The 20433-nt window shown below is 43.4% G+C and carries 12 protein-coding genes; all 12 read right to left on the reverse strand.

Features of this window, described 5'->3' with window-relative positions:
- Complete coding sequence (locus tag SWOO_RS12855; RefSeq protein ID WP_012325123.1) at nt 1-1698, reverse strand: Hsp70 family protein; 1698 nt, start codon at nt 1696-1698, stop codon at nt 1-3.
- 34 nt (nt 1699-1732) lie between these two features.
- Complete coding sequence (locus SWOO_RS12860) at nt 1733-2287, reverse strand: DUF4274 domain-containing protein (RefSeq protein WP_012325124.1); 555 nt, start codon at nt 2285-2287, stop codon at nt 1733-1735.
- Between the two features lie 123 nt (nt 2288-2410).
- A complete protein-coding gene (locus tag SWOO_RS12865; RefSeq protein WP_012325125.1) occupies nt 2411-3202 on the reverse strand; it encodes a hypothetical protein in 792 nt (263 codons plus the stop codon).
- A gap of 8 nt (nt 3203-3210) precedes the next feature.
- Entirely contained in the window at nt 3211-8310 is a 5100-nt protein-coding gene (locus SWOO_RS12870; RefSeq protein WP_012325126.1) for an RHS repeat-associated core domain-containing protein, read from the reverse strand.
- Complete coding sequence (locus SWOO_RS12875; RefSeq protein WP_012325127.1) at nt 8307-9233, reverse strand: DUF4123 domain-containing protein; 927 nt, start codon at nt 9231-9233, stop codon at nt 8307-8309. The genes SWOO_RS12870 and SWOO_RS12875 overlap by 4 nt, the downstream gene beginning before the upstream one ends.
- Nucleotides 9230-10249, reverse strand: a complete 1020-nt coding sequence (locus SWOO_RS12880; protein ID WP_012325128.1) for a DUF4123 domain-containing protein — start codon at nt 10247-10249, stop codon at nt 9230-9232. The genes SWOO_RS12875 and SWOO_RS12880 overlap by 4 nt, the downstream gene beginning before the upstream one ends.
- 77 nt (nt 10250-10326) lie before the next feature.
- Nucleotides 10327-11037 carry an ankyrin repeat domain-containing protein gene (locus tag SWOO_RS12885; protein ID WP_041418149.1) on the reverse strand — a complete coding sequence of 237 codons (711 nt, stop codon included), beginning with the start codon at nt 11035-11037 and terminating at the stop codon, nt 10327-10329.
- A gap of 95 nt (nt 11038-11132) precedes the next feature.
- The gene (locus tag SWOO_RS12890) at nt 11133-12518 is read right to left on the reverse strand and encodes a PAAR domain-containing protein (RefSeq protein ID WP_012325130.1); all 1386 of its coding nucleotides are present in this window, start codon (nt 12516-12518) and stop codon (nt 11133-11135) included.
- A gap of 9 nt (nt 12519-12527) precedes the next feature.
- The gene (locus SWOO_RS12895) at nt 12528-14576 is read right to left on the reverse strand and encodes a type VI secretion system Vgr family protein (protein WP_012325131.1); all 2049 of its coding nucleotides are present in this window, start codon (nt 14574-14576) and stop codon (nt 12528-12530) included.
- Nucleotides 14577-14847: 271 nt separating this feature from the next.
- Nucleotides 14848-15366: an Hcp family type VI secretion system effector gene (locus tag SWOO_RS12900; RefSeq protein ID WP_012325132.1), complete on the reverse strand. Its 519-nt coding sequence runs from the start codon at nt 15364-15366 to the stop codon at nt 14848-14850.
- 219 nt (nt 15367-15585) lie between these two features.
- Nucleotides 15586-16791, reverse strand: coding sequence for a type VI secretion system ImpA family N-terminal domain-containing protein (locus tag SWOO_RS12905; protein ID WP_012325133.1), 1206 nt, complete (start codon nt 16789-16791; stop codon nt 15586-15588).
- Between the two features lie 71 nt (nt 16792-16862).
- Nucleotides 16863-20426 (reverse strand): type VI secretion system membrane subunit TssM, encoded by a 3564-nt coding sequence (gene tssM / locus SWOO_RS12910; RefSeq protein WP_012325134.1) that lies wholly within the window; start codon nt 20424-20426, stop codon nt 16863-16865.
- Nucleotides 20427-20433 lie beyond the last annotated feature (7 nt).

The following is a 20433-nucleotide window of genomic DNA, read 5'->3' on the forward strand; positions in this document are numbered from 1 at the left end:
TTAAATCCTTTTAAGTTCAATTTGAGAAAACTCATCATTTATCCTAACTAATGCCCGTTTGATCTCTTTAGGGTTTTGCTCATTGACTAACCTCTCAAATTGCAAAAGTCGCTCACTAATTAGCTCTCGAGTCTCTCCTAATGATTGTTCAAATAAACGCTCACCTCTGGCTATAAGCATGCGATTGTCGAGTTTGTCCCTAGGGTGGATTTTAAGTGTTTCTAGCTCAAGTAAACGCGCTCTAACCTCCGTATCAGAAAGATGGCAGTCATCGTTTTTTATCACTAAATTTTCTCGTTTCCCCGTTGATTGAACGCAAGTATCCACAGCTAAAATACCATTAATGTCATAGGTATAACGGACAGTAACCAGTTGTTCACCTGTGGGAGCGGGTTCGAGATCAATAATAAGCTCTCCAAGCTTAATGTTATCCCGTACCAAACGGCTCTCTCCTTGATAGATACACAAGCACATGCTTGGTTGATTATCAAAGCAAGTTGAAAAAACCTCTTCTCTACTCACAGGGATCACCGTATTACGTTCAATAATCGGCGTATAAAAGCCTGCTTCATATTGCTGATCTCTTGTCGTTCTCACCGTTTCAACTCCTAATGAATAGGGGCACACATCGGTAAGCACCACATCAGATAACGTAGCATCGCGCGCCTTGAGTCCTGCTTGTACTGCGGCGCCAAGGGCTACAACCTCATCAGGATTATGGTGACTTGTGGGCAATCGACCAAACATCTTGGCCACTAGTGAGCGAACCATAGGCATACGCGTTGCGCCGCCAACAAGAATGATCTCTTTAAGATCGGAAGGAGACATTGCAGCATCGTTTAATGCACGTTCAATGGGTTGGCGAATGCAGTTTATTAACGGTGCTGATAGTTGTTCAAATTCATCACGGTTTAAACACCAAGATAGCTCTCTATGATTTAGCTCAATCTCAAAACTGGCTTGATTGTTATTCGTTAACGCACGCTTGAGCTGCTCTATCTTCCACCTAAGCTTACTTCTCTCTTTTAATGCCAACACATCAAGCTGGTGAGTTTGAATAAATGATTCCAACATCAAATCTACAAAGTCTTCACCACCCAATGCATTATGGCCAGCGGTAGCATTGACCTCCATAATTCCCGCAATTAGGCTCAAAACAGAGACATCGAATGTCCCGCCACCTAAATCAAAGATAAGAAAGCTGCACTCCTCATCTTGACGGTGTAATCCATAACTAAGCGCAGCTGCGGTAGGCTCATTAATTAATCTTTCAACCTTTAGACCCGCTAACTCCCCCGCTACCTGCGTGGCTCTTCTCTGTTGATCGCTAAAATAGGCAGGAACACTTATAACGGCTTCTGCAATAGGTTGTCCCAAAAAGACTTCAGCATCCGTCTTAAGTTCACGCAACACAAAAGATGAGAGAACTTCTGGACGGAACAGAGTCTCGCTACCAAAATCATAAATTTTATCGGAGCCCATATAACGCTTAAAAATTGCCGCTGTTTTATGGGGGTGAGTAATAAGTCGCTCTTTGGCAACTGCACCGACTAAGACTTGATTGTTATCATCTAAGCCAACAACCGAGGGCGTTAAATTATCGCCAAATGCATTGGGGATGATGACCGCTTTCTCACCATCCCAATAGGACACCAAACTGTTTGTTGATCCTAGATCTATGCCTATAATTAATGACATATTCCCCTCCGTGGGATGTATTATCTAAAAAACACTATAGGTAAGTATCAATATGCATAGTGCTGTATTGACAGAATAATTCACCAGGTATTAAGTACCCACGTTGTAAACAATCATCCAATGTTGGAACATAACATTCATCATAAGGGTCGAATGCGATTTTATATGAGTTGAATTGCTTGGTTTTAAATCTCAAAACTAACTCTTGAAAAAATAGCTTCTCTTGCTCATTTGGGAAACGTGGATGATGGCCTAATTGTTCATAACCGGCCCCCTTCCAAAATAGAAGCAATGCAGTACCTGCATCACATAATGGATGGTCTATAAAAGCATATAAGCTTTTAATACAGTTATTATCCCAGTTATAGTTATCTGCGACAGCATGGATCTCCTCAATGCTTTGAAGCTCCTCAATTGTAATTACTTCACATTCAGAAATAGGAAACTGCTTAGCCATATACATGACAGAATCGTAATCCTTACCCTTTTCAGCTACAGCTTCCCTCCAAACATCCTTGCTTGGTATACACCCACATTCAAAACATATACTTGCTCGTTTTCCTTGCTCTTTTGTCAGCTTTTTGGCCATCAATTTACTTCCTTTTAAAATAGCTATATAAATAAAAGCTAACCGTTAATTATCAAGTGAACTTTAAATTGACAAAATAAGATACAACTTAATGATAAATAACAATAAACCACTAAGACGATTTTAAACTTCTAGCTTCTTACCATTAACAAAGCAGTTAGGTAACTCAGTTCTCAATAAAGCCAATTCTTTTTGCGTTGCGGCGGTAGTTAAATACTTTAGTTTTTTTAATTTCTTTAGCTTATTAACGGTTGAACTATCTTTTATCAACTTAGATTCACTTAAATTTAAAATAACAACATTACTACTGTCATTAAGAGAATCTAGGTTTTTCAAATTAGAATTCCCACCAACAGAGAGATATAAAACACTATCTAATCGTCTCAAAAAACTGAAATCCAACAATTTATTACACTTGTATAGATCCACATATTTCAAATTATTTTCAGTTGGTACATAAAGTTCTGTCAATTTAGGTGAATTCATCACAACCAACCCCTCTAACAGTCTATTTATTGATAACCGCTCAAGCTTTCTACACCTGAGTATTTCAAGCTTTGCAGGTTTCTCACCTAACAGAATGAAATCAAATTCTACACTTTTATCGTCATCAATAATCAAACTGTCTTTTAATAAGTGCTCGCTTCTTTTTTTTAATAAATCTTGGACACTGTTTTCCTGCTCCAAGCTAATATTAAAGGCTCCTTCTGTAAAATATTTATCTCGAAGTAACATTATTAATGATGAATAATCTTTCTCTGATAAAACTTGTTCATAAAACAACTTTTCAATATCTTTAATCTTTTCAATTGTGGGAGCAGAATTCACCCACTTTATAGAATGAGGATCTTCATTAATTGCTTCCAAAGTTGTTTGCCGACTTTTTATATACGTTCTAAACATTTGAATATCCATAAGCACTCTTAATTAAAATAGGGGTTTGTGAAATCGATATTACCATTGCCATCAGTATATGTACTCCATTTGTCTGCAGAAACCGAACGCCAACCAGAAGTTTTATTGGGAAGTGGAACCCCTTCAGAGTCAAGGCCTATTTGTTTCTGCTCAAAAAAACGTCTCACTCGACGAGCACCTTGCTCTGTTCTTCCTGGTGCATTGACTTGAGTAAACGTAACTTCTCTTCCCGGTGGTAATCGGCCATCTCTAATGTGATCAGCCATTCTGGAATTAAAATTATTTGTTGAACCAGTATATTGATTACCTCTATTATCTCTAAAGCTATAAGTACCAGCACCTTCTGGTGCGTCTACAGCACTGTTAATTTGGTGAGTCTGCGGAGCTTCTGCAGTCGGGCAAGCTGCTAACCCAAACGGATCAACCCATTCCATGGGGTTATGTACATAGGCTTGGGTTCTTAGTCCACCCGCCATGCCTATGGGATCTGGGCTTAAGTATTGGCAAGTTTCAGGGTCATAATATCTGTGACGGTTGTAATACAGACCTGTTTCGGAATCAAACACTTGACCTTGATACCTAAGGTCACAGTTTACGGGATCATTTGCCGCATCTTCAAGGTACTTTTTATGCTTACTTTTTGCTTGGACACTGAGACGCCACTTATGGTGCTCACCCCATAAGCTTTGCTCACCACGCCACTCTATGTCACCGTTTTCTGTGCAGAGTTCTCGCGGTGTGCCGGCCTGATCTGTCACTATATAGTGCAGCTCTGAGGCTAAGTTATCTGCTGTTTCCTGTGAATTTTGACCATGATTTTGAGTTAATTGAGCGAGTGGCCTAAAACTATTTGGCTCATAGACCCACTGTGTGGTGTGAGCCAGCGTGCCATCGGCATAGCACTTTTGCTGTTCAACAAGATTATTGCCGTCCCACAGATAACGAAACTGTGAGGGGGTATTTCGCAGCTCTTGCTCCTTAGTGCTCTGTTTTATCTTAGCAATACGGCGACCGAAAGGATCGTATTGGTAGTGCCAGCAATCTCCATTGGCAAGACGCACTTGAATGAGTTGGTCTTCCTCATCCCATTGGTAGAAGGTAGTTTGCGGCCTAAAGCCGGCTTTTCTGGTGCATTTCTCAACCGCTCGACCATTAGCATCATAACGGTAGGTATGATCTCCAACGGTCTCAACTCGGCCTGCTTGTTGATACTTAAGTGCTTTTTCAACTCGCTTTTGTACAAAATCAATCACATTACCGTTATCGGCAGATAACACTTGGCTCGATTGCGTCAGGTTTTGCTCACTGTCGTAGCTAAATGCCTGTGTTTGTTGTGCTTGCCCTGTCTGCGCTGTGCCTTTTGCAGCCCCTTTTACAGTCCCATTTTCAACCCCAGGGGCATATTGCTTATGCTGAGTAATTTGACCTACTGAGTTATGCTCAAACTCACTGAGACCCCAGTGGCTGTCATCAATCTGGCTGATCTGATTTAATGCGTTATATTGATAACTGCGCTGAAGATGCTGATAACGACTGTCACCTTTGCCCCTTGCTGTAGCTTGATGTACGTTATTAAACGGCTCGCTCCCTTCACCCATCAATGACTCAGCATGATGAGCTGAAGGAATAAGTTGCTGATTTAACAGTAATCCATCTGGTCCATGTTGCTGAGCTAAATGAAAACCTAATCCATTGCTGCGCTTAGTTTCTTGACCTAATTGATTATGGGAAAACGCTAACGGATGATAAGCGCCTATCTGCAGACCTTTCAGTTGACCTAGCTGCCAATTAAACTCAATCGCATCAGCTGCTGGATGGTAAGATTCTCCTTCGGTGTTCTCACGTTCGATTCGGCTTCGTAGGCCAGTATTTGTATACTGACTACTAACACGATGGCCATTTAATTGCTCAGTTATGCGCCTTCCTAGTTCATCGTACTCAAACTCGATAAGCGCATGGTCATTTTCAGCCTTGAGAAGCTGTGAGGCCTCATCATATTCAAAATAGGTATTACCAGTTATTCGTGCATCTAGATCGCGGCTCTGTTTTTGAGTTAATCGACCAACAGCATCATAAAAATAGTGCAGGCTTGTACCATCGGCAGCTGTTTTACTGCTAATACGACCTGCACCTTCATAGGTAAATTTGGTGATCCGACCGTCGTAGTGACGCTCCTCAATAATTTGGCCACTGGTATTGTAGTGATAACACCACTCTTGTTGCTGACTGTTAATCACACCTTCAAATTGACACTCTCCATTATAACGATATTGCGTCTTAGCACCTTGGGGATCGAGACTGGCCAACATCTTATCGAAGGCGCCATACTCATAGTGGAATTGATGGCCTAGTGCGTCGGTAAAGCGGGTAACATTGCCCTCAATGTCATAGTCATAAACACTTTGAGTACCATCCTCATGGGTGATCGCTCTTGGATAAGGCAAACTCCCCTGATAGTGCCACCGCTGTACTCGTTTTCGCTCTGCTGCCACCCCTTCACCGACAGAGGCCTCAGATGACACACGAGTTTGAGTCGATAAACGCCCCAAGACGTCATAATCTAGCATCAGCTTCTCACCAAGAGGCGGAAGGATCTCGGTTAATTGACCAGAATCATTATATTGATAACCTGTCTGTGCTCCTTCGGGCGAAATCACCCAAGCCACTTGACCTAAACTGGTATATTGATAAAACCACTGCTGATTAAGTGGGTCCGACATACAAGTTAAATTACCTTGGACGTCATACTCATACTTCCAAGTAGCTCCAAGGGGGTTAATATGCCCAATCAATCGGCCGTTATCGTCATACTGATAGGATGTCACACTCCCATCGGCTGCAATAACCTGCTCTACCTGCCCCCACGCATCGTAGCTAAACTCGGTTCGCTCCCCTAAGGCATTGCTTTGAGCTACTAGCTGATTATCAAGCCACTCATTGTGTATTTCATCACCATTAGGAAAGATGATCCGCACGATATTATTACGCTCATCGTGGTAATACTGTTGAATCCCATCAATAGCACTCTTGTAATAAACGATGCGATTAGCATCATCAAAACGTATTTGATCGCTAAAGCGGCCTTCGGCGCCTCTCGATGCAATAGCACGTCCCTTGTCATCATAATCATGCTCAACCCAGGTCTGACTTAAATCAGACCAGCGCAGCAGATACCCCTCTTCACTGTATTGATAATCAAAACTGCAACCGGGCGCCGCACGACAACTGAGCATCTGTCCATGCCTATCGTACTCATAACGGGCTAGTGTCTGGATTGGATTAAGCTCACTATCAAGTAACGTGAGCTTGCTGATGCGGTGGTGATGACAATCCACCTGAATTTGCTGACCATCGGCTAACACAATCTGCTTTAATGTGCCGCGATCATAGAGAAAGTGATTACTGTTGCCCTTACCATCACTTATTTTAGTGAGCAGCAAGGTCGTGCCCATTGCATGATCAAAGCAGTATATAAGGCCACTCACATGGCGCATCACCAACTGCTTATTCTGTCGTGTTAAACGCCATTCAGGCAGATGAGCAGCAAGGCTCTCCTCCCCCTCTTTTGGCAAAAGATAGACCGCTTGAGTGTATTGCTCATCGGTGAAAGTCGCCTGTTTTCCTTCAAGCTCAAGGCTCATATCCCAAATACTTCGCCAACGCGAGCCTAATAAACCAGGTAGCATCAAGCCTGCAGAGTGATAAAAACGTTTTTGGATTAAAGGGAGGCGACCGTTAAGAGTAAAATCGGTGCGCCAATCGACAACATAGCCGGTTGCCATATCAATAGGGCAGCCTTTAGTGCACACCCCCTCCTTACTTGATACTCCTCCATTTTTCTTACCCACTTCAGCCTTAGCGCCAGCATTATCTACCTCACCGCTATTTTTGCCCGCATTGGCCTGCACTTTTGGTTTTTTGCTTGCTTTAGGCCTAGGTGTTCCACTGACTTTAGTAACGATTTTACCAATAAACTCTGAGACCTTAGTGCAGATCCAACTAATCATCTCATCTATCTTTTTAGACAGCTTCATCATGACGTCGATTAAGGATTCAAATGCCCCCTTCATCAAACGAATTATCCAGCTGGATTTAGCCGCATTCGCTATAGTACGTCTTAATCCATCGATGATCTTATTGAGCAGGGCAATGGCATCTTTTCCCTTCTCTCTTATGCTCTTCTCGAAGGTCGAAAGAAACTTGACTAAGTTGCCATTTGATAAGCCTCTTAGTGTCTTTATAGCAAACTGAATCGACTTTGAATCAGATTTTTTCATCGCTTTGATAATGGCATTACCAGATTTTTTAAGGGCATCACCTAAGCCTGGAATAAAGCCTATAACTGCTAAGCTACCCGCAGCCCAATGCCAAGGATCACTTCGATTTTCCTCATATCGATAAGTTTGCCAGCCCCAATCACCTAAGTCATAAATATCAACCGCTTGGCCCACAACAGGGATAAAACCAACTGCCACTTGGCAAAAAAGCAGTACTGCACTGTTATCGCCCGCTTTACTGACAACCTCTGCAGGCAGACTGGTGTGAATTTTGTTGATCGCAATTTTTAATGATTTACTGCCATCATTAATCTGATCGTTAAGCTCCCAAAACCGTTTGTAGGCAGGTTCATATTCATCGGCAACATCCATAAAAAAACTGGTGTCATCGACATCAACTTCATTGTCTGAACTGTCGCTGGCGTCATACTCTAAGTACCCCTTATTACGCAGTAAGGTAAACAGAGTAAAATACTCTCCAGCCAGTGCTGCATATTCAGGATTATCTTGTATTACAGGGTTATTAATGACCGTTTTGGGCGGTTCGAAATCATCACTCCCCTCATCAAGAAGCATATCGAAACCACCACAGCCCATATCTTTAATAAGACATAAACCTTTTTTATCTGTCTTGCCTTGGATCTCTTTGTTATTACTGTCGGTAAGAATAAAAGGCGCTTCAGGGACAGGCTTACCATCGTCATAGTGGTAATGGAGCAGAGCGGTACAGCCACACTCAGTGCATCCACCTGATACGACATTATCGGTAGAAAAGTTTTGTTCAGCCGCTTGCTCACTAGATATCAACTCTGCCTTACGATCGTTACTCATACTGAAACTTCCTTATCCAGTTCATTTAAGGCAGCTTGATAGAGCTTTTCCATCTTAGTTTTTGTGCCCTCTTGTTTCGCCTTTAACACTTTTTTTGCCCACTCTTGGCTAACAAATGTTTGGCCAAAAATGAGCGATAAACTTAAAAACTTCACCGTGTCCTGTCGATTACTAAAACCTTGATCATTCGCCACTTTTGTCTGCTGTTCAACAAAGCTGTGTAGACGCTCTTTAGGCCAGCTTAAGGTCTCTTTATGGTGAGTTTTCAGATGATCTTTATAGGCAGCAAACTGATCGCCTTGCTCCATATGCTCAAGGGCATGCCATTGCTGCTCACTTAACTGCTGAGGTGTGCGTTGAGGGATCTCTGATTTTTGCTTCACTAAACGAGTCATGGCGCTTAAGGTTTCTCCCTCAAGTGAGACAAATTGAGCAATGGGGCCAAAAATGGCCGATACTTCATCGTTACTGCTGGCCTGCATCAAGGTCGACAGTACTTTCCAATCGCTTAAGCGTAATAGCCTTGATTCTCCGTTTTGACTCTCTAACCAGGTCCACTCCCTTAGGTGGCTCAATAGCTCTGTTAGCTGTTGGGCTGGCGTATAGGCATTCATATACCACTCAAGTTGAATGCCTACTCCCCAATGTGCTTGATGGCATACCTTCTCTTTAAGCATCGGCCAGTTATCTTCGGTCACATTGATAAGGTAGGGCGAGATAGAAGCGTGTATTCGACCCGTTTCATCCCAATAAAGGCGAGAGTACTCTAGCGAGAAGCCATTGATATTTTCAGCCAGTGAAGGAACCTCATCATTGATGGCTGACTCAGCGAGAATAAAGCAGCCACCTTCAGCAATTGTGCTTAACCACATCTCAGAATCAATGTCTGCTATCTGCACGTTAGAATGCTTTTTCTCAGTCATGCCGCATCACTTCCTTGTTCTACACCCGCGAGCCACAATGCCTGTTTAGCTCGAAAAATCTCATCATAAATGGGTGGATTAAGTTGGTTAAACATCTGAATACTTGTTCGAAGGTCATGCTTAAGCATCAGCGCTTTAAATGCCTCCTTTTCAAAGTAATCATGTTCTAAAACAAACCGGTACACAGCGAATGTTTCAAATGAAAATTCACTCTCATCGGGGTAACTCTCTTTTGCTACTTCGATGCTGTTTAAGAAAAGCCAACTAAGTTGGTCAATATTGAGTTCAAAGGAGAAGTACTGTGAAAGCCGCAAAAAGATATCGTTAACCATACGATGGCGGCGTTGGCTTCTGCTAAGCAGCTCATACTGACTATCACTGAGCCTATAGGGATTATCACGACTAAATATCACTTCAGTTGCCGCCGCAGTACCAGCAGGCTTTGATAAGAGTGAGAAGCGAACCTCCCCCTTTCCATCACTTTGAGCAACTTGCTCTTCATCAGGCACTGACTCACAAGGCAGGTAGAACTGTGTGTTAGCGCCCAAGAAATCGAGCTGCTCTTGTGAAGATAAGCTGGGCCAGAGCATTGCAAGCACAACAGGGGAATAACAAGCTAGAAGCTCTTGCTCACCGTTAGGGTAAATCGCGGATATCCTTTGGTGCCAAAAGTGACGTAACTCAGTCAACGAACATTGGCTTTCAAGCAAAATACAGGCTTTATTGAATAAGCTTGTCTGCTCAAGTAACCAATAATAGAGGGTTTCACCAGCCCCTCCCTCCTCTATAACCACTATCAGAGGGGAGGCAGACATTAGCGCTTCATAGGAAGACTCTTGAAAAAGATAGCACCATAACTGTCTTGCCTTAGGCTGAAAGCTGGACCAAAAAGTCCAAAAATCATCATAATGATTGGGATCAACAAGCAGAAATACTTGCCTATTTGAACCTTCACTTAAGATCTTAAAGAGATCGTATTGCTTAGAATGCTCAGCAAGACTGCGGTTATCACTCATGACTGCAGCCTCCTAGCCGCCATTAAAATCCTTGCCACCCTCACGGGTGGATACTGCCTAACCTTTACGAGAGCTGTTTAATTGGCTGGCCTACCGTTTTTCTCCCACATGGCTCGCACCTCTTGTGGCGTTGGTGGCGGAAATTTAACCCCTTGATCAATAAGGTGCTGCTTAATTTTCATCACCCAAGGGTAGTTGAAACTATCTGGCGCAATAATCCCATCTTCAATAGGTTCATATACGCTCCACGCTAGATCTGAGCCAGTATCGTCGTAAATATAGGGATCTGCGCCTTTAAGTAGGAAGAAATAGGCAAACTCATACTTCATGATATAAGTAGGATACAGAGCACTATTGCTACCACTTCTGTCCTTCAGGTTCACGTCAGCGCCATACTCCAATAAGGTGTTGATGTTGTCCCAGTTCTCGCCTCCAATGGCATCAAACATAGCAGGCATGCCATCACTATCGATAGAATTGGGGTTACCTCCCGCTTCAAGCAGCATTTCTAGCCACTCAGGAGCATAATCACGCGCAACTAATGTGACCGCATTATCACCATCTCCGTCGGAAAAATTTGGATCTGCGCCTAAATCCAAAGCACGTTGTGTGGCCTTTAAATCATTAGTTTGGGTGATCAACCAGAGTAGCGGCGTGATCTCCTCATTACCCAATATATTGAGTTCTACTCCCTCAGCAATAAGCTGTTTTGCGGTGCTGATATCATCAGCTTGAATGCTCTTTAACAGCTGCACCATATTTGGTTCAAAAAACAGTTCTGCTTTCATATTTGTGTCTTCCCTCGCAATGGCAGAAAAATAGCAAGCCGAAAAAAGGCCCAATAGTAGAGATAACCCAAGGGTAAATGTTCGTTTAAATCTCATTATTGTCCCCAGTGGTATTGCGTCAATGTAGTAATATCTTGTTTTTTCTGCGCCTCGATCCCCGCAATCACTTGATCCATACCATGACGGGTAACTGGGTTACCACCTTCGATACTTTTAAGTTCTCGCATATTACCCGGAGCTTCTGGCGCGGCGCCGCTATTGAGAATCGCAGCCCCTAATATCCCACCGATTGCCGTGCCCACTGTGCCACCTAAAGCACTGCCAACACCCGCTAATAATGGGGCAACCACACCTCTATTACTCTGTAGTAGAGTCAGCACTTCACCATCAACGGACTGGCTTTGTATCAACCCCTTAATTTTTTCCATCTTTAACCCTCCCTGACGGCTAACAGTATTCTCGTGTAAACCGGCCGAGTTAAAGCTATAACCCTTAATTCCTGTCACACCGACCGCACTCGCTGCTAAGCCTCCACCTAAAGAGTGGCCTACAATTTCAACCTCTTTACCTAGAGAGCGTTTAACTTGCCGCGCTAAATGCATCGCCTGATCATACTGCTTTGTCTGTTTACCAATACCTTGAGCACCATTAGTTTTCCAGTCTTTTTTCCCAGTAACACCATTATTGGTACCTCGGTAGGTCAGCATGGTGGCATCATTTATTTCTGATTTAAATATGGCAGCACCAAATCCAGATTTTTTACTCATTACCACTGCATTTTCTAACCCGGGAATTGTTTTAGTATCAAGTACTTCAAGCCCAACAGGTGCTTCAGGTAGTGGGTATTTTGCAGGATCCCGTCGGTTCTCATCGACTCTATAGACATACTGCGCCGCTTCAGCACGTAAAATACTGTCATTATTAAAATCTAACCTTTCACTGGCCGCTTTAATTTTAGGGTCACTTTCATTTGCTGTGGAGCTTGCCAACTTTTTACGTGCCTGATAGCGCGCTTTTCTCTGCTTCACCGTTGTAACGACAGAATCCGCGGTGATGAACTGATTAGCAGGCTCTCCCCATTTGATGGCCGCTAAAATCGGCATGGGCGCCATCGCTAACAGCGGCGTGTTATCTTTAACTGCATTTTCACCACATTTATGCGTCGGCGATTTATAGGGGGTATCACCTATAAGTACATCGCCACTGCCTGCTGCAACTGAGCCGCCACAACCCACAGCATCACCAACACGAGCAGCAGGTTTACCATTGATAGAAACATTAGATGACCCCGCAGAGATACTGCGACCATGGATACCGTGGGGCATATTTGGACAGGGGCAAGCATGCAGCAATACCGTGTCACCTTTACGCGCAGCGGGCTTGCCGTTAATGCTAACATCACCACTGCCTGCGATAATAGGCGTTGCAGGCATACAACCATGGCCTGCACAACTATCCCCTAATCGAGCTGCTTTTGGCATAACGCTTCCTTAACGCCTATCAGCAGTTTCTGGGATTGAAGGTTTAGCGGGCTCTTCTGGTTTCACCGCTTTAGGCGCTGTCCCTGTTCCAGGGGATCCGCCCTCATTTATCTTCACTTTACTGCCAGAGATAGTCACACCACCGCTATCAATCTTAATAAAGCCACCGGGACCTTTAATAGTGAGTTCATCACCAGCTTCGAGGACGATTTTACTTGCTTTAAGATAGCTCTCGTTATCGACTTTGATCTGTTGATTGGCGCCAATTATCTTCTCTTCCGAGGCTGCAATACTCGTCTGGCTAGCACCATCAATTTGAGTAATGATGCCCCCGCCAATATAACGCTTAACCATACCTACCACTCGGTGAATAAGGTTACGTCCAACAAGGACTTGATGATCCCGCCCAACTTGAGCTATCTCATCTTGTCCTATTGTTGTATGGCGGTGCTGCTTAACCAGTTCAAATTTGTCATGTTCAACAGTCAGATGCTGATCGTAGCCAATCTCCTCTCTATGAATATTGTTAATCACCATATCCATATCTTTCTGTCCATGAACATAGATCTGCTCACGACTGGCCTCATCTTCAAAACGCAGTTCATTAAACCCTTCGGCTTTATGACTCTGGGTTTTAATCACGGTTCGGGTTTTATGATTAGGCAAGATATAGGGGGTTACATTGGTGGTGTGATAGGCTCTACCTGTAATAATTGGCTGATCGGGATCGCCCTCTAAGAAGCTAACAATCACTTCATGACCAATACGTGGCACAGCCATCATGCCATATTGCCCCCCAGCCCAACCTTGACTGACTCGAACCCAGCAGCTGGAGTGCTCGTTACTCTCTCCATATCTGTCCCATGGGAACTGGACTTTTACTCGGCCAAACTCATCACAAAATATCTCTTCATTTTTGGGGCCAACCACAATGGCAATTTGTGGACCTGTAACCAAAGGCTTACTGTTTGGCTCAGCCTGCCAAGGGTTATTACCTGGGATTGCATGAAATTGATTACTGTAACGTGTGGGCTTTTGTGTGTTTGCCTCTTCAGCTGCCGCCCCCTGCTCACCAGTGTGTTCAATCGACGTTAATATCCAGTCACGATTAAGCGCTCGGTCATTATGTTCAATGAGATCGAACTTAAAACCTGGGATAGCCTGCAAAATATTACTCTGCCCTGTGGCAACTTGAGCATCACGGCGCAGATATTCTTGACGAACTTGTGTAATAGGAACCCCAGCAGCATCATCTTTATAGCGACCAGGGTAATCAAAATGCTCATAGTCAGGCTTTTGAAACTTGAGCTCTTGGCCCTTACTGCTTTGCAGAAAACTATATTGAGGCTTCTTAAAGCTGTAATCTTTTAAGCTGATATTAGCGGGCTTAATTTGGTGTTGGTAACTAAATTGATTAACAAAGGTGTTTTCGGCAACTCCACCACTGAGCACGTTATAGGGAAATGGGCTTTTTAAGCCACTCAATTTACTTGTGCTGTCACAGAAGATAAGTGTGTGAACATCTTGAGTATGCTCAAAATAGTAAAACAGCCCCACTTCCGCAGCTAAACGGCTGATAAACTCGAAATCCGTTTCACTGTATTGAACACAATACTCACGTACTTCAGATTCAAATCGTGCATCACAGCTAAAGGCGTAATCACTTATCCCCATCTCATTTAGCAGGGTTGAGATGATGACAAGTACATTTTGCTGCTGGAATATTCGACTATTCTTTCTTAATTTCAGGCGTGATAAAGCGGGAACGATAGTGACATTGTATTGAGTATGATGATGACCACTGTCACCTTTACTGAACTGACTGACGATGCCATGAACATGTCGCTCAACACTCTCCCCTTGCGACCAGCTCATTAAACCGGTTTGATCAACAATCGCCTCAGGGGTCAGATTATCGAGCCGACTCAGCAGAGTGAGCTTAACTTCAAAAGGACTCGATAAGCTTTCAATAAAATTGAAATCAAGCACGTCAAAGCTATCATCAGCTAAGCTTTGCGCTTTAAAATGAAACCGCAATCCGGAGCCTAAAAGCGCCATACCAATATCCTTATCTAAATGGGGCAACCTCATTATTCCAATGAGATTAAAAATCAAAGGCTAAAACATTCAAAACTCATGCATTCAACATTCATTTAAAAGAATGCGCTAACCTATGATCTTTACTGATTAAACTGTCATGAAAAAATATGAAGCATAACCGTGCCAATTAAGCCTTCTATGTAAACGGGAGCACCTAAGTGCCCCGCTTATTCACCTTAAGCACCGCTTACTTAACGTAAACCAGTGCTTATCAGTTTTACGACCGATTTTATGCTTCGATCGGCTTACGCCAGTCATCAGAACCAGAAGTACCAGCAACGGTATGATCCCAGTCGATTTTACGGTAAGCCATAGACACAGTAACCAGCTGAGTAAAATCAGATTTATTAGGATCTTGACAGTGCGGCATCTGACATTGAATATCGATGATCGTCGCGCCCTCTAACTTAGTACTGAAGTAATGCTCCTGCTTACCTTCAACTGAAGTGCGGTACCACTTGAGTTCAACTTCAGTGATCTTCTCACCTGAAGCTAAAGAGTTGTACATCAATGGCACTGCTTTGTTTAGCGCAACGGTAAACTTAAATGGTTTGTGCACACGCTGGCCAGATGGTTGTCCAGATTGAGGGTCTGTCGGCACAGTCACGATATGATCAAACTCTTGAACCAGCATCTCATCTTCATGGCCTTCGACAAAAATGTCACCGACAGAATCAGCAGTAAACGCGCCCGCAGTGATATCGCCCTGAGTCTGTCCTTTGATTGAGATATAACATGGTGTTGGCATGGATAATTCCTTTTAAATAAGTAGTGGATTAGAATTGGTTTAGTGATAAACCTAATGTCTATATAGCGAGTATCGTGCCAACTTTTAAGTCATTGATATAACAGGCCATTGCTATATCTAGTTGTAGGCTGGGCAATAAATGGCCCAGTGTTGAGCAAGATATGGCCCAGCGAGCAATAAATGGCCCAGCTGGACTTTTAGTAGAAATATTTAAAGAAATTATCTCTCCCCATCTTGAGATATAACGTCACTGCTAGGCTGAGAACTTAGCTCTAGTTGCAGTGTACCAGACTCATCAGACTGTTGATTGTGGAGCTGTTGGGCAAGCAAGGTTCTTTTTATCAACAAAGCCTTTAACTGGCTATTCAACTGATTAAGTTCAACTTCTGCCCTGGCATACTCCTTGTCCTCTAACAGATCCCCAATGTAATAAGTTCGTCCTAAAATAGGTGATAAGCTGCTGGCATATTGGGCAATAGAGAGGGTTTCTTGCTTCATTTTATTGCTACTTTCTGGCAAAGCCTGTGAAAGCTGGCTTAAATTAGCCATGATGGTTCTTGCGTTAGCAAACCTTTGATAATTTTTATCTAACTCAACCAGTAAGCTCACTTGTTCAGGATAGATAGAAACTAAAGGCTCGCCCTGTGGCAAGCTAAATGCCCTATCAATACGCTGCGCAATCGATGACTCAGGGGCGACCTTTTCTTCTGGTGCTTGATACAGCCATAACGGTAATTTTCCACTCACCTCTTGATGGTAAAGTACAGCCAGATAACCGCTTAGCAGACTACAAATAACAATTAAGCTACTCAGAGCCCATAAGGGCCAACGTCTAGCTTTTACCTTAACCGGTACTGTATTTGAAGCTGAGCTGGGCAACACACTCACTTTATTGGTTTCAAGTAGATCGATCTTTTCGAAAATGAGATACCCCAACACATCTAGATTAGGTACCTGTTGAGGCTGCTTTTGAGTGATCAACTCAAATAACTTCTGACAAGCATGTTCACAGCGATACCAGTCACGTACATTCGATGATGTGACCGCCATCTTCTTTATTTCTGGAGTCACCTTAGTCACAGCCCAGTTGATGATCTCAGATACTTTTTCACTGGGGAGTTGAGCTAACTCCGTGGAGAAGGAAACGACCGACAGCATCAAATCTAAGCCTGAGGCAAGACCTGACACCCCTCGTGTTTTCGATGCAGCCGTAACGAAGTATGCAGAGGTTAATAGGTCGGCCCCCAATCCCGATGAAATTTGCAGGGCGAGTTGATACACCTTCTCCCAGTCGGTTCCACCGCTCAGTGGGTTGTTACGTCGATTGATCTCGACTCTCATTTGTTGATAAGCAGCGCTATTCCTAAGCTCTGTTAATTCAGATGCAAGATTAAAGCAGTCCAGTTTACGACTCGTGTTGTCCATTTAAGTATCACCAACAACGTATAGTGTTGTTTTTATTTACGTAAAAACAGGGGAAGATCCCCTGTCATCAATTAATACAAGGTTTTTGGGATCTCAAAACTACTCAGTAGTTTGCTGGTAAATGGATTCACATTATCTCGCGTACGTAGGCGGTAGGTGACATCACCTTTATCGACTTCGAACTGGTAATCGATACTGGTTGAACTACTACCGGACATTCTTGCACTATCTAATAAGCGGAAAAATGCCCAAGGCCCTTCGAACACAATCGAGCGTGGTGACGCATTTGACTCACTTGGCACCAAGGTTAATTTACTGACTGTAGAGTCACGTAACGTATTTGGCCACACCAGATCGATACCTCGTTTAGGGCCATGAGTGTACTCCACATACTGACCATCAATATTCATCACACTTCGACGTTTATTTGGACTCATCTGCAGCGCCTCTAACGAGAACTCCACATCCAAGTTTCCTTTCGGATTAAAGAAGGCTTTCTGGATCTGTTGTGCCTGCTTAAGCGATTGAAGTACCTCGCGGCGTACTAGATTGGAATCTCCTTTACTAAATTGGTTTAGTGCATCAAAGTTCTCTTCAAGAAACATCTTCATCTGATCGTTATAAAAACGACTTAACGTGCCTTCGGGACCAAAAAAGCTTTGAAAGTCATCGATAGATACCTGCTTTGTCGATGCGGGATTAAACGGATAACGCGAAGCTAGGTTTTGTTGATAATCCTGATACACCTCGTTATACCAACGCACCTCTAAGTGCTTAATGGCACTTTGTAGTACCACTTTCCAGCTTTCACTTGCTAGTTTGCCAACCATGGTATCCATAGGTTTTGGCAAACTGGTTGAGATCCTTTCCAGCGCATAAATAGGATCGGCATCATTAAGTGTCAGACGCTCCTGAGCCGCTTTAAGCGCCGCTTTACCAACATCGGGGGCATCTTGAATAGACTTAAGATAAGCATGTAAACGCACGACAGACTCCATCACCTCATCCAAATAGACAGGTTGAGTTCCATCAGTCTTAGTCAGTTGGTTTAAATCTGTAAAATCACCATCAATCTTGGCCGCTATCTGATATTGAGGCGTCTCAATAATCTCCGCCATAGCACTGGCATCATCTGGCATCGATGGGAATAGCTCAGTATTTCTGGTCAAATTGTCTAAAATGCGATTCACAGGACGATTGCTAATGGCAAAATTATCAATCACTAATACCCCGTGATTAATGTCTGTAAAATCCTTTAATTCAAAGTCGTTTAGCGCCTTTCGCCAAGATGACTGATAATCTAACGTGTATTGGTTAATGATCTTATTACGCAAACTTATCTTATCTGCATCACTAAAATCCGTTGACTCAGATTGACCAAGTACCCAGCTATCAATCAAGGCCAGATCGGCAATGGAATCAGACTGCGGGATAAAGTAACGCTCGAAACCTTGTTTACTCAATAAACGAGGGATCTTCATCGCATTTGGCGCATTTTCATCACTCACTCTTTGCTCAAACACCAACTCGTAAGCGGGACCTGTTGCAACCTTAAGGTCGAGTGCACTACCCAGTTGTGAAGAGGCTGATTGCTTAAGCTGGCGATAAACCCGCTGCTCTATGGGTAGACTGCTTAATTCTCTTTGAGTTTTTGCTATCAAGCGGTCATAGGGTCGTAACTTATTTTCCGCTTCCACAGCCCCATCGTCTCGCATCGCTTGAAGGTCGGTATGTTGCAGTGCGTACTCAAGGTGCTCCATCAACTGAGTTTGCAAAACCCTGTCACCTTCATAGGATGTTTGCCATGCTTGGGTGAAATAGGCTTTCACAAAATCATCATGACGTCCGCTTTTGTCCACCATCATTCGAAACACTCTGAGCATAGCCAGCTTCTCATTGCTATTGGTCGGTGCATCAGACATATCTGTTGCCACCTGCTTTAGCAGTGCAGGCAAATAACGGTAAGAGAGCAGCTTTAAATAGGTCTCTTCAACTTTTGGACCTATGGTATGGCCCTGATACAGCCCAAAGTCAGAGATTAACTTAGGTTTTTCACGGAAAAAACCAAACTCTAACGTAGCCGTACGTATGGTATTTAACGGCGGAATAATACTCTTACCGAGTTGATCAAAGCTTGTTTGATCGTTGAGCTCATTAAACTCAGTCACCTTATCCAGTACAGCATCGGCTTGCTGGCTGTTTTGTAAGTAGTAGCGATGCCAAGTGCCCACCAGCAGTACAGAAGCGATAGAGCAAGCAACAAAGGAGAGCAACATAAGCCGCCTTTTCTGCTTTGCGACTTTAAAATTATCAGAGGCTAAACCTGCCTCAGGGTAGATGATCTTCTGAAACAGAGTATGAATAAAATATGGCGTTGAATTATCGCTTTTTTGTGCACTATTTATCGATTCTCTAAGTCCATAGCGACGAGAAGCACTATCGACATAAGCATTAGTCGGCACCCCTTGCTGATACACAGAGGTAAAATAGACGCCTCGCACCAGTGCAGAGGTCGAGAACTGATCGCTTGCCAGTGCATCTGCAAAAAACTCCTGAAGAACTTGATGAGCACCAGCGACTTGCCTAACAAAACTGTAGATGGCTGCCCGCTCCTCTTTATCACGACATTGAAGTAGCGCGCGTGGAAGATGGGCATTAATACGGCTGATAAAGTCGGTATAATCTTCATTGAACTCTTCAAGCCAACTATCAAGATCATTGACTGAGTTTAGTGAAAAGGTGAATCCCATGATCTCATCACGCTCAGCCTGATTGTAGTGACGGAAAAATGGTTCAAATCCCAACAAAAGATCAAGCTTAGTCAAGGTGATATAGACAGGAAGACGAGTCGATAGGGTTTCCATCAACTCACGTAAACGCGCACGCATTAGGTGGGCATAAGCTTTACGATCAGATGTCGGCGCACTCACCATATTTGCCATATCTAGTGCCAGAACAACCCCATTTAATGGACGACGGCTACGTGTTTTATCTAGCCACTCGACAAAATGCATCCAAAGCCGCTTGCTCATCTCACCGTTGTTGCTTCCCTCTTCCGTTCTTTGGGTCAATAGCTCTCCATCGGGATCGATCAATACCGCATCATCACTGATCCACCAATCAAATGAGTAAGGATTCTCGGTTTTCTTACCCGATGCCCTCATCACAGAGGAGAAGACAAACTTTTGACCAGAACGGTTAATCAAACTGGTTTTACCCGCATTTTCTACCCCTAGTACTAGATACCAAGGAAGCGCATAGAGATAGTTTCGTGTGTTAAGGCTCTCCTTAAGCCCCAACATCACATCATTAAGTTCAACCTCCTGACGCTCTACCATGCCAATGATGGGATCGTCTTTTAACTGCTGTGACTTCTCATTATCGACATTGTATTGCTTTAGCTTTCGCCATTGGAACCAACCCCAAATGGTAAAACAGGACAAGGAGAAGATAACAGTAGCGATCAGTCTTGAGTTAACACTCGACAGAGGCTTACTTTCATCAATCACAAGCCAAGGGCCTGCCCACCAGATCCCCACATTGATCAAAACAAAAATGGCAACTAACAAAATAGGCAAAGCCGATTTGAGTTCCGGTAATAGCTTAATAAAGAAAGATTTGAGCTTAGACCACATATACTTA

It is taken from the genome of Shewanella woodyi ATCC 51908, from assembly GCF_000019525.1.
Lineage (GTDB): Bacteria > Pseudomonadota > Gammaproteobacteria > Enterobacterales > Shewanellaceae > Shewanella > Shewanella woodyi.

What these genes read in the sequence shown, in the direction of transcription:
- SWOO_RS12855 (WP_012325123.1), bottom strand. Translation starts at nt 1,698, where the DNA reads ATGTCATTAATTATAGGCATAGATCTAGGATCAACAAACAGTTTGGTG.
- SWOO_RS12860 (WP_012325124.1), bottom strand. Translation starts at nt 2,287, where the DNA reads ATGGCCAAAAAGCTGACAAAAGAGCAAGGAAAACGAGCAAGTATATGT.
- SWOO_RS12865 (WP_012325125.1), bottom strand. Translation starts at nt 3,202, where the DNA reads ATGGATATTCAAATGTTTAGAACGTATATAAAAAGTCGGCAAACAACT.
- SWOO_RS12870 (WP_012325126.1), bottom strand. Translation starts at nt 8,310, where the DNA reads ATGAGTAACGATCGTAAGGCAGAGTTGATATCTAGTGAGCAAGCGGCT.
- SWOO_RS12875 (WP_012325127.1), bottom strand. Translation starts at nt 9,233, where the DNA reads ATGACTGAGAAAAAGCATTCTAACGTGCAGATAGCAGACATTGATTCT.
- SWOO_RS12880 (WP_012325128.1), bottom strand. Translation starts at nt 10,249, where the DNA reads ATGAGTGATAACCGCAGTCTTGCTGAGCATTCTAAGCAATACGATCTC.
- SWOO_RS12885 (WP_041418149.1), bottom strand. Translation starts at nt 11,037, where the DNA reads ATGAAAGCAGAACTGTTTTTTGAACCAAATATGGTGCAGCTGTTAAAG.
- SWOO_RS12890 (WP_012325130.1), bottom strand. Translation starts at nt 12,518, where the DNA reads ATGCCAAAAGCAGCTCGATTAGGGGATAGTTGTGCAGGCCATGGTTGT.
- SWOO_RS12895 (WP_012325131.1), bottom strand. Translation starts at nt 14,576, where the DNA reads ATGGCGCTTTTAGGCTCCGGATTGCGGTTTCATTTTAAAGCGCAAAGC.
- SWOO_RS12900 (WP_012325132.1), bottom strand. Translation starts at nt 15,366, where the DNA reads ATGCCAACACCATGTTATATCTCAATCAAAGGACAGACTCAGGGCGAT.
- SWOO_RS12905 (WP_012325133.1), bottom strand. Translation starts at nt 16,791, where the DNA reads ATGGACAACACGAGTCGTAAACTGGACTGCTTTAATCTTGCATCTGAA.
- tssM (WP_012325134.1), bottom strand. Translation starts at nt 20,426, where the DNA reads ATGTGGTCTAAGCTCAAATCTTTCTTTATTAAGCTATTACCGGAACTC.